Below are 14,715 nucleotides of genomic sequence, written 5' to 3' on the forward strand. Positions count from 1 at the left end.
CTTATCGTGATTCCGGCAGCAGATGTTCTAACTGCCACAGTTCAGTCAACACTTCACGCTCACGTACGACATGAGCTTGCTGACCATCCACCATGACTTCTGCGGCCCTGGCACGGGTGTTGTAGTTTGATGACATCACGAAACCATACGCACCGGCAGAACGTACTGCGAGCACATCACCGACCTCTAGGCATAACGCACGATCTTTTCCTAAAAAATCACCAGTTTCACAAATGGGCCCAACAAAATCATAATTCACCGCCTCACCAGCACGGGGAATCACGGGCACAATCGCCTGCCACGCCTGATATAGCGTTGGTCGGATCATATCGTTCATCGCCGCATCAACAATGGCGAAGTTTTTATATTCGGTATGCTTGAGGTATTCCACGCGCGTCAGCATCACTCCGGCATTGGCAGCAATTGCCCGTCCGGGTTCAAAAATCAATTCCAGTTCAGGGTGCCCGGTCAAACGCGACATCAGCGCCTGAGCATACTCAGCCGGCTCGGGTGGGCGTTCATCATTATAGGTCACCCCTAACCCCCCCCCGACATCCAAATGACGGATCACAATGCCTTCGGATTTTAAATTATCGATCAACGCAAGCAAGCGATCGGTCGCATCAATAAAGGGAGTGATAGCGGTTAACTGAGAGCCAATATGGCAGTCCATGCCGACCACCTCAAGGTGTGGCAAGCGATGTGCTAAACGATACACCTCTGGAGCACGTTCAAAGGCGATACCAAACTTATTGTCACGCAATCCGGTCGATATATAAGGGTGAGTGTGGGCGTCGACATCAGGATTGATCCGCAAAGACACCGGAGCCACAAGCCCCATATTGCTAGCAACCTGATTTAAACGCTCCAGCTCAGGCTCTGATTCCACATTAAAACACTTAATCCCCAGAGTAAGAGCTCGCTGCATTTCTGCGGCGGTTTTCCCCACCCCGGAAAAAACCACCTTGGCCGGATCACCGCCAGCGGCAATCACACGCTCTAGTTCACCACCGGACACAATATCAAAGCCGGAACCAAGGCGGGCTAATACATTCAACACCCCAATATTAGAGTTCGCTTTGACCGCATAACAAATCAAGTGTGGATGATCCACAACCGCCTGATCAAAAGCATGCCAATGGCGCTCTAACGTCGCTCGTGAGTAAACATACAGCGGCGTACCAAAACGCTCCGCTAGCGTGGTAAGTTGAATATCTTCGGCCCAGAGCTGACCGTCTTGCTGGTAGTTAAAATAATCCAATGTAGTCTCTTCCCTGTCTGATCGCTTATGGTTGTTGCTGCTGCTCGGCATCGTCAGGCATGTATAACGGCCCACTCTGACCACAACCGGTCAGGGCAAGCACCCCTAGGAGTAAAATTGCTAATAAACCTTTACGCATATGTCAAAGCCAGTGATTATCATGTCATAGCCCTCTATAATCGCACCCACACTAGGAAAAGCAATAGGATGAACCGGGATGAATGATACAGAATTTCATAAGTTGGCCGATGTCGTACTCATGAGCATCGAAGATGGCATCGATGAGTCCGGCGCTGATATCGAATACGAAACAACAGGCAATGTCCTGACGTTGGAGTTTGAAAACCGCAGCCAGATAGTGATCAATCGCCAAGAGCCGCTACATGAAATCTGGCTCGCGTCGAAATCCGGTGGCTATCATTTTAAATATAACGCGGGTGAATGGCGCTGTACCCGTAGTGGTGCTGAACTGATTGCACTGGTCAAGCAAGAGTGCTCACTGCACGCTGGCGAAACCGTCAGTTGGTAAGTAAGTCTTCCCCCCTATCTCGCACTAGCGGTGAAAAAAAAGCGAGAGTTCGACACTCTCGCTTTTCTGTATGGGATCATCGCTGCCCTGATCCGACCTAGCGCGGGCTTAGGCTCGCCATTGCAGCCGTTGCGGAAGAATTATCGCGGCGCGATGGTTGCTGACCACTTTTATAAGGCAAGACCTGTGGTTCACCATTCTCGTTGTAAGCAATGTCATAAAACTGTGGCAAATTAAAATTAATAAAATTAACACTGTAACTAAACCGATCATTGGCCGAAGTGTAGAACTGATTCACCCCGTGTACCATCTCATCCTTATCGCCACTGCATTGGCGATAAACCTCGACCCGGTTAGCCTCATCAAGAATATAAATATTAAATCCCTGCTCGCAGTCTTCAAAGAAAAACTGGATCAACCCTTCACTGGCATACGCATCGACGATTTCAGGCGGATGCGGCTCATCCGTTTTACCCATCACTAAATTGGCTGAGCCAATCAACTTATTGGTCGAAATACAGCTATAGAAATCAACGGAATTTTCTAACTTTTGCACTGATACGCCACGGCGTTCAAAAAACAAACCATGCGTCTGCTGACCAATACGGATCGCTTTAAAACGGCGCCGCTTCTCTTGTTCAACGGGTTTTAGGCGCATCTCGATACATTCAGCCACGAGCTGGTACACAAGATTACGGATCAAGCCACGCATATGTTTGCTGTAACAAAAGACATCCACAGACTCAGGGGGAAGCGCATCCTGATGCATTTTACCTAACACGGTTTTGAGTGCATCAAGCATCGCATTCTCACCGGTAAAGTTCAGGGTACGCACCTCATTCCACGAGTTGCGGTAGATCAAATCCACACTGCCGACCAGACACATCTGCTCAGGTCCGTAACTAAAAATATCAGTATTTTTGAAATCAAACCGAACTGAGCGACTCTTCAGAGCAGTCGTCGGATCATGTTCTAAATTAATAAACAGCCCTAGCTGGCGAATTTCACACGGACTTGATAAGGCCTGTAGGCTAGGCTGAGGACGACGGATTGGGAAAGTATTGCGAATATCACTGACCAGCTGATAAAGCTTATCAATATCCAATGCTGAATCCCGCACCACAGAATGAAGACAGGTCGACTCAGTCAGTAGACCATTAAAATATGCCCATGCCACTAATTTGCTGAGATAACGGTTATGCTCAAGCGATGCACGCCCAAGGATCGCCAATGGATCCAGAGATTGTTTATACAAGTACCACCCAGAGGTATTTTTCCTGCCAGCAGGTACTTGGATAAAGGTCAGATTAGGCTCATGTAAATCAGGAGATAGCTGCGGATTAAGTAAGGTCACCTTCCCAGGCAGTACCTCAAAGGCCGCATACAATTTACGCGCAAGGATACTGATATCTTCTGGGCTAATCGCTGACGTAATATTATTTCTCCGCGCAAACCGGATCAAATTACGATAGCTCAGCATCAATGCATCAAGCAGCTCATTATGGGCATTTTTTACCAACTCGACTTTCCAGTCTCGACGGTTGTCGAGCTCCAGCAGCACGTCATGAGACCACTGCCAGCCGGAGGTTAATTCCTCAAGTATCTTTCGTCGCCACGGTACGGAACCTGATGCAGGTTTACGCGTCAGCTTCTCATGGGTTTTAAGATAGAAACAGCGACGGACCAGATCAAGCCGACGGTGGTCATTGATCCGTTCAAGATAACGGGTCACTTTTTCCAGCATCAGGAAGTAAGCGTCCATACAGAACTCGGTTCGATCAATAGCAAAAAAACGCCGTTTACCGTCAACGCTGAGTAGCTGGGTATGGGGATATTCCCAAGAATAGGCTTCAAGTAAAATAGCTTTCAGGACCGACTTATACGGTGAGTCAATACTCTTATACAACTGCCACAGGCTGGAGCCAAAATATTCTTCCGCAGGGATCCTGGAGAGGCCACCAAAATCGATCCACTCATCGCGGCAGATATAATCATGCGAGCTGAGAAAATGAATGTAATCGTCATAGCACTCTTCCATCTCAGGTGGCACCATAAACCACAACAACCACTGGCCACCCAGCCGAACCGCTGAGCGATAAAACTCGTCAAGCAACAGCAAATGCTGGCTTGAACCGCAGTTATCACCCGTCATCTGCTCAGAAAAGTTATCGCGGAAACGATTTTCATCAATGAGGAAAAAATTTGCCTCAACACCCAGCGCCATCGCCCATTCAGACACCAGTGAGCATTTCGCTTCTAGTGACTTACGCGCATCGACGGGCATCTCGGTATCAATACACACCCAAATATCTAGGTCACTGGTCAGGCTTTGCCCTAAAGAGGAAGTACTGCCCATGGCATACAGGCCAAGAATAGGCAATTTACGGTCACGAGGAGGAGTAATTGACGTTGAAAAAGTTAACGCACAGTCATCAATAAACTGTTGCTGTTGCTCAGTCGCAGAAAACGACGCGATCCCCACCGGTACTGCCTGATCCAGATAACCAGGCACCGCAGGGTGATTGTAGTGAAGTAGGACAGGCAGCAGGTTAAATACCTGCTCTGACTGCGCCGTCATTGCGGCACGAGCGCGTTCAAGTCTTAGCTCGTTAAGCTGACCCAATCTACTTTTAAGCGTTTCGATATAGTTCTGCAAATTACTCTTCCAAGAGCTGCCAGCTTGAGAGCGGCCCAAATCTTGTCACTAATGCGGTAGGCATGACGCTACCCAGGAGTAAAAACGTGATCAATCTAACAGTTTTTGAATTAACCGTAAAGTTCGCACTGTTTTGTGACAAATTATGAATGAACTGAAATCTTGCCAGATGACTATCCTTCGTCTTATGCACCTCAAGCTAGTACAAACCTGTCAAACCGCCACGTTACAGACTGTCATCACAGATTTTCGTCAAGCTTTCGTGAGAGATATCACATTAATCGCTGTCGATATCAAGACAATACTGCTTCATCGCACTGACAGCAACAGACAAATTACCATCCCAGCTCAGGAGTGGTAGGATTACTATTATTAAACGATATTTGCTAACCCAGATCATGGAACCTACCCTATGACCCAAACCCCTATCCGCATTGCTACCCGCAAAAGTCCACTCGCGATGTGGCAAGCTGAATTTGTAAAAGAGGCACTCGAGCAGGCCCATCCTGGACTGATTGTTGAACTGGTTCCTATGGTCACTAAAGGTGACATTATTCTAGACACGCCGCTGGCCAAAGTGGGCGGTAAAGGCTTGTTCGTTAAAGAACTGGAAGTCGCTATGCTTGAAGGGCGCGCTGATATTGCCGTGCATTCAATGAAAGATGTCCCGGTTGAATTTCCTGAGGAGTTGGGGCTGGTAACGATCTGTGAACGTGAAGACCCTCGCGATGCCTTTGTCTCTAATCACTATGACAATATTGATCAACTCCCCGCGGGAGCGGTTGTCGGCACCTCCAGCCTGCGTCGCCAATGCCAATTGCGCGCTCAACGCCCTGATCTTATCGTCAAAGATCTACGCGGCAATGTAAATACCCGCCTGCGAAAAATGGATGACGGTGAATATGACGCCATTATTTTAGCCTGCGCTGGCCTGATGCGCCTCAAAATGGAAGACCGAATCCGTACCGCCATCGCCCCAGAAATCAGTTTGCCTGCCGTAGGGCAAGGGGCTGTCGGCATTGAATGTCGTTTGGATGATACCCGGGTACGAGACTTACTGGCGGCACTTAATCACCCAGAGACCGCAATCCGGGTGCTGTGCGAACGCGCCATGAACAATCGCCTCCAAGGTGGCTGCCAAGTGCCAATTGGTAGTTATTCTGAACTGCAAGGCGATCAAATCTGGCTTCGCGCCCTCGTTGGTGAGCCTGACGGCAGCTTGATTGTGAGCGGTGAGATCAGCGGCCCAATCGCCGAGGCCGAACAGCTCGGTACCCAACTGGCAGAACAACTGCTGGCCGATGGGGCTAAAAACATTCTCGATAAGCTATACGGCAACGCCTGATGACGATACTGATCACCCGTCCGGCACCTGACGGCCTCCAGCTGACCCAGCAACTGAATGCCGCGGGGATCAGCGCCATCGCCCAGCCCCTGCTACAAATTCAGCAGGGGCAGCAACTGCCATTACTGCCACAGCAGCTAAAACACTTAAAACACGGCGATTTTCTGATTGCCGTCAGTGTTCATGCGGTTGATCTCGCGCATAATTACTTGTTATCGATAGGTGCCAGCTGGCCAAAAAACGTGCATTATATAGCTGTGGGTCATAAAACGGCAGCAGCACTCAAAAAATGTACGGACCAACCCGTCTATTCCCCACAAACACACTGTGACAGTGAAGGGTTACTCAAACTGCCCATCCTGTCTCAGGCCGTAGGCCGAAAGGTGCTGATTTTACGGGGTAATGGGGGGCGAGAATTAATTTACCAGCACTTGCTACAACTCGGAGCGCAGGTCAATTACTGTGAAACTTACCGACGCGACTGGCTACCTCTGGATGGTCTGTCATTATACCAACAATGGCGACAAGCCGGGGTCACCGCTCTGGTCGTCACCAGCGGTGAACAACTGGCACATTTAACCCAACTGATACCAGATAACGCCAAGGCTTGGCTTTTTCACTGCCAGCTATTCGTACCAAGCCAGCGAATCGCCGATCAAGCTCTCACGCTTGGTTTTCGTTTAATTTCCAATGTGGGCAGTGCGGCCAATGGCCCGCTTTTCACCATCCTAAGCAATATAGGCACGAAGGGATATTCGGATGACTGATAAAAAAACCAATAATGATACCCCTGCAGATCAATCACAATCTGCAGCCCCTACCTCTTCCGGCAAGTCTGGTAATGCGAGCGCCAAAGCGCAAGCGCCAAAAACAACACCTGACAACAAGACCAAAGCTGAGCAAAAACCCAGTGCCACCGCGCAGCCAGCAGACAAGAAAAGTGGCAGCAAAACTGGGGCGATAGCCATCGCCTTAGTGATCGCACTCGGTGCCGGGCTGTACTATCACGGCCACCAGCAAACGCTGGCACAAAATACCCAAATGGCCGCTTTGCAGCAAGAAATCAGCAACCTGCAGTCGTCACTACAGACTGATCAGCAAGCCGCGCTTGCCCAAGTCACGACCAACTTGCAACGTACTGATGTTTCTCTCGAGCAGCAGGAAAAATCCATCACAGGCCTACAGCTCGCACTGTCTGAAATGGAAGGACGCCGCCCGAATGACTGGCTACTGGCAGAGGCCGACTATCTGGTTAAAATGGCAGGACGCAAACTGTGGTTAGAGCATGACACAGTTAGCGCGACCATTCTGTTGGAATCCGCCGATCATCGAATAGCTGAACTCAATGACCCGAGCCTGACGCCTATTCGTCAAGCGATGCACAGTGATATCACCGCCCTCAAAGCCGTGGCGCGTATTGACCGTGATGGCCTCGTGATGCGTCTGACCAGTTTGCAACAGGAAATTGCCAAGCTACCACTAGCCAATGCCATCATGCCTGACGCAAAACCTGTCAAACAGGCGCAGGTTTCAGATTCCGTCGATGATTGGAAACAGAACCTGATGACCTCCCTGAAGAGCTTCAGCGATCACTTTATTACTTATCGTCAACGCGACGGCAATGTGATCCCATTGCTCTCACCAAAGCAGGATTTCTATCTGCAAGAGAACATTAAGTCGAAGCTCGAAACGGCCATCAAGTCGGTATACCGAGAACAAGGCGAACTTTACACCGTCTCGCTGACTATGGCCAAAGAGTGGGTTGAACAGTTCTACGACATGGATGCGCCGGCGGTGCAAAGTTTTGTTGCAACCCTAAATAAACTCATTCAAGAAAATGTCGAAGTTAACTATCCAAGCCAACTTCAATCCCCATCACTGATCAGTGATGCCATTAGTGATCGCCTGCGCCAGCAAGTGAAACCACTGACGACAGAGGAGACGCCAGCATGATCAAACTTTTATTGTTGGTGGTCGCACTGATAGCCGGTATCGTGGCTGGCCCGATGATCGCGGGCAATCAAGGCTATGTACTGATCTCTGTCGCCAACCAAACGTTGGAAATGAGCCTGACCACGCTGATTTTGCTTGTCATCATCTTGCTCGGTGCTTTTTTCCTGCTGGAAAATCTAATCAAACGACTGCTTTCCATGAGCAGCACAACGCGTGGCTGGTTCACGGGTCGTAAAAACCGTAAGGCACGTCAGCAAACCTCTGCAGGCCTAATGAAGGTCATTGAGGGTGACTGGAAGCAAGCAGAAAAACTGGTCATCAAGTCAGCCAAGTACAGTGACACACCATTGCTAAATTATCTGGCCGCAGCCGAAGCGGCTCAGGGCCAAGGCAATGCCAGCCAACGTGATGAATACCTTAAGCTTGCCGCTGACATTGATAGCCAAAGCCTTGCGGTGGCTCTGACACGTGCGAAGCTGCAATTTCATCAACGCCAATACGAACAAGCTATTGCCACACTACATGGCATTAAACAAGACAACAGCCGTAATCCGGTACTACTCACCCTACTGAAAGACTGCTATCTAAAACTGGAAGACTGGAAGCCACTGCTGGCTATGCTGCCACAGCTAGAGAAAGCGGGCGTGATCAGCGCCAATGAGACCGCAGAACTGGAACTGACAGCAGAATGCGGGATCATGAATCACATCGCCAAGCAACATGGTAGTGAGGGCTTGCTCAGCTACTGGAACAGCCTAAGCCGTAAAGCCAAGCAGCGTCCAGCCTTGATCGCCAACTTTGTTACTCTGATGAGTCAGCATAATGCCGACAACGAAGCCTATACCATTCTGCGTGATGCATTGAAGAAAAGTCATAATGATGAGTCCCTCATTACACTGGTGCCCACGCTCAAGCTCGCCGACAGCCACCCTGCCATTGTTCGCCTGCAAGATCTCCTGCGTCATGATGGTAGTAACCCAAGTACACACAGTGCGCTGGGTCAGTTATTCATGCGCGAGCAAAAATGGGAAGAGGCCAAGCGGCATTTTGAGCAAGCCATTGCACTACGTCCGAGCGTAACGGACTATGGCTACCTCGTCGACGTACTGGATAAACTCGATGACCACCAAGCTGCTGCCGATTTATCGCGCCAAGCACTCACGCTGGCCCTTCCTGCCAAAAGTTAGCCGTCCTCGACAGTAATATTTTGTCCCAAAAAGCACCCGCCGCGGTGCTTTTTTTATTCTCTATCAGCACATTACTCTGAAACATTTTCTTATAGTGTTTCCAACTGTTAACAGCAGTTTCATCTTGTATCTACCCTATTGATACCAAAATGTAAAAAGTATTCAATGGGTATTCTTGTTGCTCACCGATGGATAACTCATGATGGATATGCTTCCTTGGTTAATCGTGTCTGGCATCATCGTTTCTGTGATCACGTGTCTGATGACAGCCGTACTGGTCAAAGAATCGTAATACCCAGATATAAAAAAACCTCCGCAAGGAGGTTTTTTTTATCTCAAGTCCGTCACGACAACTGCAGCGCTGTTTTCGCTTTACGCAACGCCTTATCATAATGTTTTAACGCTTTAGCTGCCTTTTTGAATTGTTTCTTTTTCTTTTTGGCCAGCTTTTTTACCGCCTTGAGCTGTTTCGCTAAACGTTTTGACTTCATCGGCGAAGACGCATTTTCTGGCGACATCACCGGAGCAAGCAGGGGAGCCTGGTGAGATATCCCCCTTGTCAGCACTGCCGTTGTTGCTTCTGCTACAGGGGGACGCGCAAGAGCACTGGGTTTGCACAGATACCCCTTTTCTGCCGCCACCCGGGCACAACTGCTACAGATATAGTTGGGTTCACTGACTATCCGGCTAATGGCTGAAAATTGATCGGCAAGCTCAACCCGACGAAACTTACACAGTGACTTGACCACGCCTTTTCCTCCAGTCCAAACCGACCCTGCATCAATATCGCTGACAGAATCGGTGAATCATTCTCATTTACAATATACCGCCAGCCCGCCAGAATGGCTACTTCATTGCTGCTTTGACATACACATCAAAGCGATTTTTCTTTGTTTCTATAACCGTTGACGGTTTTTGTCCTGCCAGATCGTCAGCATAATCCGGTCGCTTCACGACCACTCGCTTCGAAGCCAGTGCCAATGCGGGCGCTAACAATGCATCCGCATCATGATCCGCCCCGACCAGCGTCTGGAACACCCGCATCTCCTTCTTAACCAACGCCGACTTCTTTTTATGTGGGTACATTGGGTCAAGATACACCACGTCAGGTGCAACAAAGGCCGGATCCGCCGCCAGCTGTTCTAATGCATTATGACTTGATGCATGCAGCAAGGTCATTCGTTCGCTGATCCAACCACCAATCTCAGGGTCCGCTTTGGCCCGGCGTAGACCATCATCCAGTAATGCAGCCACGACAGGATGCCTTTCAACCATCTGAACCTGACACCCCAGAGATGCCAGTACAAAAGCATCTCGTCCTAGACCAGCCGTCCCATCGACCACTGTCGGCGAAACGCCCCCTTTCAATCCTACTGCCTTCGCAATTGCCTGACCTCGACCACCGCCGAACTTACGTCGGTGTGCCGCTGCGCCACTGATCAAATCAACATAGACGGCGCCCAGTTTCGGCTCATCCCGCTTATGCAGTTCTAATTGCTCATCGGTCAAAACCAAGGCAAACACACTGTCTGGATCATGAGCCAGCCCCCAACGCTCGGCAAGCTGATCAAGTTCATGTTGGCGTTCAGGGTTATCACAAATAAGGGCTAGTTGCACAGGGATCTCCGATCGATACAGGCTCCCGCTGCGACGCCACAGCGGGAATAGGGCGGGGATTATACCACCTCTTGGCGATGGCTCAATTGAGCAACCAACTCTGCCAATGGCTGAGGCTGCCCAAACAGGTAACCCTGTGCATAATCCACCCCCAACGCTTCAAGGTGCGCCAGAATTGCCTCATTTTCAACAAACTCAGCCACCGTTTGTTTACCCATTTTTTTGGCCAGTTCATTGATCGCTTTAACCATCGCAAAATCCATCTCATCATCGGCCATATCACGGACAAACATGCCGTCGATCTTAATGATATCGACGGGCATCCGCTTAAGATAACCAAACGAAGACAGGCCAGAACCAAAGTCATCCAATGATATGCGACACCCCAATGCCTGAAGCTGAGTAAATAAGCAGATAGCTTCACTCATATTACCAATCGCAGCCGTTTCGGTGATCTCCAGACACAGTTTGCGAGTCGGTAAACCAGATTGACGTATTTTATCGACTAAGAAGTGGACAAAACCGCGATCCCCCATCGACTGGCCGGATAAATTAATCGCACACATTTCTAGCGCATCTACCGCCTCAGGATGGGCGACCAACCAATCAATCACTTCACTGACAACATAGCGATCAATCCGGTGTGCCAGGTTGTAACGCTCAGCCGCGGGCATGAATAATCCCGGCGGCACAATCTCTCCCGCTTCATTACGGATCCGGACCAGAATTTCATAATGCTGACGCTCACGACCTGCCGCCAATGGCGAGATCTGCTGCGCATACAGCTCCAATTTCCGCTCAGCTAACGCCCAACGGATCAAACTAACACACGCCATTTCCCGCTCACGGCGGCGCAACTCTTCATCATCAGGATGATAGAGGTGATAACGGTTACGCCCTTCATCCTTTGCAGCATAACAGGCGGTATCAGCTTGTGCATGCACCTGCTGCGGCGATCCAGCCGTGTCGTTAATCAACCGTAAACCAATCGATGCGCTGAAACTGAAACGGGTGTTCTGCCAATAAAACTCTGCGGCTTCAAGTTGATGCAATATTTCCCGGCTAAATGTTATCGCCGCTTCCTGATTGCAATGGTTCAGAATAATCGCAAATTCATCCCCCCCCAGTCGAGCCAATGTCGCCTTCTCCGGAGTCAGCCCCTTAAGCAGTAAAGCAACCTGTTTTAACGCTTCATCCCCGGCTTCATGCCCAGCGGTATCATTGATGATTTTAAATTGGTCCAGATCAATATAAAGCATGGCATGCTGCGCACCTTTCTCTTGCGCCTCCACCAATGCCCACTCTAGCGCCTGTTCAAAATGATTACGGTTATAGAGATCCGTCAGGTAATCATGGCAAGCCTGATAAGCCAGCTGTACTTCCAGTTCACGAGTCGAGGTAATATCTTCCCCCACCACTAATAGCTGCCGATTCTGAGCCTGACGGATCGTTTCTCGTATCCAGACCTTGCGCCCATCAGCGCAGCAGTACCGCAACTGACGCCGCCAGACACGCTGACCCACACTCGCGAGTGCATGCGTGATAAACTGCTGAGGCATCGGCTCGCCCCCTTCATAGAAATGCTCAACCTTGTGCCCTAACAGCTCTCGCTTCCGGTAACCTAATAGATCGGCTGCAAACTGGTTCACTGACTGGATACGTGACTGACAGTCCACCGTAAGCAGCATCACAGGCTGCTGTTCATACAATAAACGGTAACTGACCTCACGCTCTCTCAGCTTTTCCTCCATCTGATGACGGGTTGTCACATCTCGGGCTTCAAACAATAACTGAGCGACACCACTCTCATCCTCTGGCAAGCGCTTAATCGCCACATCCAGAACCCTGTTGCCATCTTCATGACTTTGAATAACGAGCTCCATACGTATCGGCTGCTCACAACTGGCCGACATAAAAGCCTGTTTCAACTGACTATCAGCGGGCGAGCTCCAACAATACCAGCGCCACATCGAACGATCATATTTCACCACAGACCGCCCTACCAATTCCTGTAAAGCAAGGTTACCCGATACCAGCACGCCATCAGCATCTAAAATCCCGATATACTGAAAACTCTGATCAAACACCCCTTCAAATAAGGCCATGCTTTGCTGTAGCCGTTGCTCTCCCTTGCGCAATCGACCTATCACCATCGTCAATAGTGCAATGACCCCTCCTAGCACACCAAATGCGACAGCCAACACCCGAAGTTCACGCTGATAGCGATGAAACCAGCTTTCTGACGGTTTTATCTGTGGCAAAGAAGACAAATCCACATTGACCGAGGCGGAGGTATTGTCCACCAGCGGTGGATTAATCAAAACCTCTCTCGTTAAAGGGTGATAAAGAATAGAAAAGTTAACGAAGGAAGTATTCAGAGGTAGGCTATTGGCCGCGGCCATTACTGGCATCATCCCACAAAAAAGTACAACAGCAAGAAACCGCATAGCGTAGCAATCATCCCTATTTGTTTAGATATAGTTGAGGGTGTTAAGTGACAAGAGTATAAGATATGACCATGCTCGTATACACAAAGGATTGCCGCAATGAATATGCCTATCAAAATCGATGACTTAGACCGCGAAATTCTCAATGCACTGATGAATGATGCCCGGACACCCTATGCCGAAATGGCGAAACGGTTTAATGTCAGCCCAGCTACCGTGCACGTTCGTGTGGAAAAAATGCGGGCGGCGAAGATCATCACAGGCACCGAAGTGGTAGTCAATCCCAAATTATTAGGCTATGACGTCTGCTGCTTTATCGGTATCAACCTGAACGCGGCGCGTGACTACCACTCTGCGCTCGCTAAACTCAGCGAACTCGATGAAGTGGTAGAGGCTTACTACACCACTGGTGCCTACAATATTTTCGTCAAGCTGATGTGCAAATCGATTGAAGAGCTGCAATATGTCCTGATCGACAAACTGCAGGCCATTGATGAAGTCCAGTCGACAGAGACTCTGATTTCACTGCAAAACCCTATCAACCGTAACATCCAGCCCTAGTACGATTGACCGCTCTAGACACTAATGACAAAGGGCCGGAACGCTCGTCCCAGCCCTTGCTTGGTTCGATTGGCGATGCCAGACAGACTCACTGGCAACGTTGCCCATTATTTTGCACGGCTATCCAATGCGGCTTTGCGCGCTGCGGCATCTTCCGCTAACCACTCTGCCACTGCTTTGGCAAAATAAGTCAGGACACCATCGGCCCCTGCGCGCTTAAAGCAGACCAGTGACTCCATAACGGTCTCACGCTCTTTCAACCAACCATTCTGAATCGCCGCCATATGCATCGCATACTCACCCGATACCTGATAGGCAAAAGTCGGTACCTGTAGCTCGGTCTTCACCCGACGCACCACGTCAAGGTAAGGCATACCCGGCTTGACCATCACCATGTCAGCCCCTTCATTCACATCCATCGCCACTTCATGCAAGGCTTCATCACTGTTGGCTGGATCCATTTGGTACGTTTTCTTATCCCCTCCTTTGAGGTTACCGGCGGAACCAACCGCATCACGGAACGGGCCGTAATAATTAGATGCATACTTCGCGGAATATGCCATGATCTGTGTATGCACAAAGCCAGCCTCTTCCAACGCTTCACGGATCGCGCCAATACGACCGTCCATCATGTCAGATGGCGCAATCACATCCGCACCCGCCTCTGCATGGGACAAAGCCTGCTTAATCAGCACCTCGGTGGTGATATCATTCATCACATACCCGTGATCATCAATAATGCCATCTTGGCCATGGATGGTGAACGGGTCTAACGCCACATCCGTGATCACACCCATTTCTGGGACCTGCTCTTTCAGCTGGCGTACTGCACGCTGAACCAAACCCTGTGGGTTATACGCTTCTTCCGCCCACACGGTTTTAAATTCTTGCGATACGACTGGAAACAGTGCAATCGCCGGGACCCCAAGGTTCGCCAGATAGCGCACTTCGTCTAGCATCAGATCAATCGATAACCGCTCAATTCCAGGCATTGAATCCACCGTTTCACGGCGATTATCACCTTCCAGAATAAACATCGGGTAGATCAGATCATTCACAGAAATTTGGTTTTCTGCCATCAAACGACGGCTAAAATCATGCTTGCGCATACGACGCATACGGCGAGCAGGAAACGCGCCCTGAATAGATACAGACACTG

The 14,715-nt window shown here is 49.7% G+C and carries 13 protein-coding genes; 6 read left to right on the forward strand and 7 right to left on the reverse strand.

Annotated elements, in window-relative coordinates:
• Nucleotide 1: 1 nt before the first annotated feature.
• Both lysA and lptM read right to left on the reverse strand, forming a co-directional pair.
• Nucleotides 2-1,261 (reverse strand): diaminopimelate decarboxylase, encoded by a 1,260-nt coding sequence (gene lysA, locus L4D12_RS14495; RefSeq protein WP_428448560.1) that lies wholly within the window; start codon nucleotides 1,259-1,261, stop codon nucleotides 2-4.
• A 25-nt stretch (nucleotides 1,262-1,286) separates the two neighbouring features.
• Nucleotides 1,287-1,400, reverse strand: coding sequence for an LPS translocon maturation chaperone LptM (gene lptM / locus L4D12_RS14500; protein WP_428448561.1), 114 nt, complete (start codon nucleotides 1,398-1,400; stop codon nucleotides 1,287-1,289).
• 78 nt (nucleotides 1,401-1,478) lie between these two features.
• Between lptM and cyaY the strand changes: the two genes are divergently transcribed.
• A complete protein-coding gene (gene cyaY, locus L4D12_RS14505) occupies nucleotides 1,479-1,790 on the forward strand; it encodes an iron donor protein CyaY (RefSeq protein WP_428448562.1) in 312 nt (103 codons plus the stop codon).
• A 97-nt stretch (nucleotides 1,791-1,887) separates the two neighbouring features.
• Here cyaY and L4D12_RS14510 read toward each other — a convergent pair whose 3' ends face one another.
• Nucleotides 1,888-4,446, reverse strand: a complete 2,559-nt coding sequence (locus tag L4D12_RS14510) for a class I adenylate cyclase (RefSeq protein ID WP_428448563.1) — start codon at nucleotides 4,444-4,446, stop codon at nucleotides 1,888-1,890.
• A gap of 412 nt (nucleotides 4,447-4,858) precedes the next feature.
• Between L4D12_RS14510 and hemC the strand changes: the two genes are divergently transcribed.
• Genes hemC through L4D12_RS14530 form a run of 4 tightly spaced genes read left to right on the forward strand, consistent with a single transcriptional unit; the run spans nucleotide 4,859 to nucleotide 8,931 of the window.
• Nucleotides 4,859-5,791, forward strand: coding sequence for a hydroxymethylbilane synthase (hemC, locus tag L4D12_RS14515; RefSeq protein WP_428448564.1), 933 nt, complete (start codon nucleotides 4,859-4,861; stop codon nucleotides 5,789-5,791).
• On the forward strand, nucleotides 5,791-6,558 hold the full coding sequence (locus L4D12_RS14520; RefSeq protein ID WP_428448565.1) for a uroporphyrinogen-III synthase: 768 nt from the start codon (nucleotides 5,791-5,793) through the stop codon (nucleotides 6,556-6,558). Before hemC ends, L4D12_RS14520 begins: the two co-directional genes overlap by 1 nt.
• Nucleotides 6,551-7,744: a uroporphyrinogen-III C-methyltransferase gene (locus L4D12_RS14525; RefSeq protein WP_428448566.1), complete on the forward strand. Its 1,194-nt coding sequence runs from the start codon at nucleotides 6,551-6,553 to the stop codon at nucleotides 7,742-7,744. The genes L4D12_RS14520 and L4D12_RS14525 overlap by 8 nt, the downstream gene beginning before the upstream one ends.
• On the forward strand, nucleotides 7,741-8,931 hold the full coding sequence (locus L4D12_RS14530; protein ID WP_428448567.1) for a heme biosynthesis HemY N-terminal domain-containing protein: 1,191 nt from the start codon (nucleotides 7,741-7,743) through the stop codon (nucleotides 8,929-8,931). Before L4D12_RS14525 ends, L4D12_RS14530 begins: the two co-directional genes overlap by 4 nt.
• A gap of 344 nt (nucleotides 8,932-9,275) precedes the next feature.
• On the opposite strand, the gene L4D12_RS14535 is transcribed toward L4D12_RS14530, so the two are convergent.
• The 3 genes from L4D12_RS14535 to L4D12_RS14545 all read right to left on the reverse strand — a co-directional run bounded on the left by L4D12_RS14535 (nucleotide 9,276) and on the right by L4D12_RS14545 (nucleotide 12,995).
• Complete coding sequence (locus L4D12_RS14535) at nucleotides 9,276-9,680, reverse strand: hypothetical protein (protein WP_428448568.1); 405 nt, start codon at nucleotides 9,678-9,680, stop codon at nucleotides 9,276-9,278.
• Between the two features lie 97 nt (nucleotides 9,681-9,777).
• The gene (locus tag L4D12_RS14540; RefSeq protein WP_428448569.1) at nucleotides 9,778-10,548 is read right to left on the reverse strand and encodes a class I SAM-dependent methyltransferase; all 771 of its coding nucleotides are present in this window, start codon (nucleotides 10,546-10,548) and stop codon (nucleotides 9,778-9,780) included.
• A gap of 59 nt (nucleotides 10,549-10,607) precedes the next feature.
• Nucleotides 10,608-12,995 carry a putative bifunctional diguanylate cyclase/phosphodiesterase gene (locus L4D12_RS14545; protein WP_428448570.1) on the reverse strand — a complete coding sequence of 796 codons (2,388 nt, stop codon included), beginning with the start codon at nucleotides 12,993-12,995 and terminating at the stop codon, nucleotides 10,608-10,610.
• A 99-nt stretch (nucleotides 12,996-13,094) separates the two neighbouring features.
• On the opposite strand from L4D12_RS14545, the gene asnC reads away from it, so the two are divergent.
• The gene (gene asnC / locus L4D12_RS14550; protein WP_428448571.1) at nucleotides 13,095-13,556 is read left to right on the forward strand and encodes a transcriptional regulator AsnC; all 462 of its coding nucleotides are present in this window, start codon (nucleotides 13,095-13,097) and stop codon (nucleotides 13,554-13,556) included.
• A 107-nt stretch (nucleotides 13,557-13,663) separates the two neighbouring features.
• Here the strand turns inward: asnC and hemB are convergent, their stop codons facing one another.
• Nucleotides 13,664-14,713, reverse strand: coding sequence for a porphobilinogen synthase (gene hemB / locus L4D12_RS14555; RefSeq protein WP_428448572.1), 1,050 nt, complete (start codon nucleotides 14,711-14,713; stop codon nucleotides 13,664-13,666).
• Nucleotides 14,714-14,715 lie beyond the last annotated feature (2 nt).

It is taken from the genome of Photobacterium nomapromontoriensis, assembly GCF_050336815.1.
GTDB classification, from domain to species: Bacteria; Pseudomonadota; Gammaproteobacteria; order Enterobacterales; family Vibrionaceae; genus Photobacterium; species Photobacterium nomapromontoriensis.

What these genes read in the sequence shown, in the direction of transcription:
- L4D12_RS14520 (WP_428448565.1), top strand. Translation starts at nt 5,791, where the DNA reads ATGACGATACTGATCACCCGTCCGGCACCTGACGGCCTCCAGCTGACC.
- cyaY (WP_428448562.1), top strand. Translation starts at nt 1,479, where the DNA reads ATGAATGATACAGAATTTCATAAGTTGGCCGATGTCGTACTCATGAGC.
- lptM (WP_428448561.1), bottom strand. Translation starts at nt 1,400, where the DNA reads ATGCGTAAAGGTTTATTAGCAATTTTACTCCTAGGGGTGCTTGCCCTG.
- L4D12_RS14530 (WP_428448567.1), top strand. Translation starts at nt 7,741, where the DNA reads ATGATCAAACTTTTATTGTTGGTGGTCGCACTGATAGCCGGTATCGTG.
- hemC (WP_428448564.1), top strand. Translation starts at nt 4,859, where the DNA reads ATGACCCAAACCCCTATCCGCATTGCTACCCGCAAAAGTCCACTCGCG.
- L4D12_RS14545 (WP_428448570.1), bottom strand. Translation starts at nt 12,995, where the DNA reads ATGCGGTTTCTTGCTGTTGTACTTTTTTGTGGGATGATGCCAGTAATG.
- L4D12_RS14525 (WP_428448566.1), top strand. Translation starts at nt 6,551, where the DNA reads ATGACTGATAAAAAAACCAATAATGATACCCCTGCAGATCAATCACAA.
- asnC (WP_428448571.1), top strand. Translation starts at nt 13,095, where the DNA reads ATGAATATGCCTATCAAAATCGATGACTTAGACCGCGAAATTCTCAAT.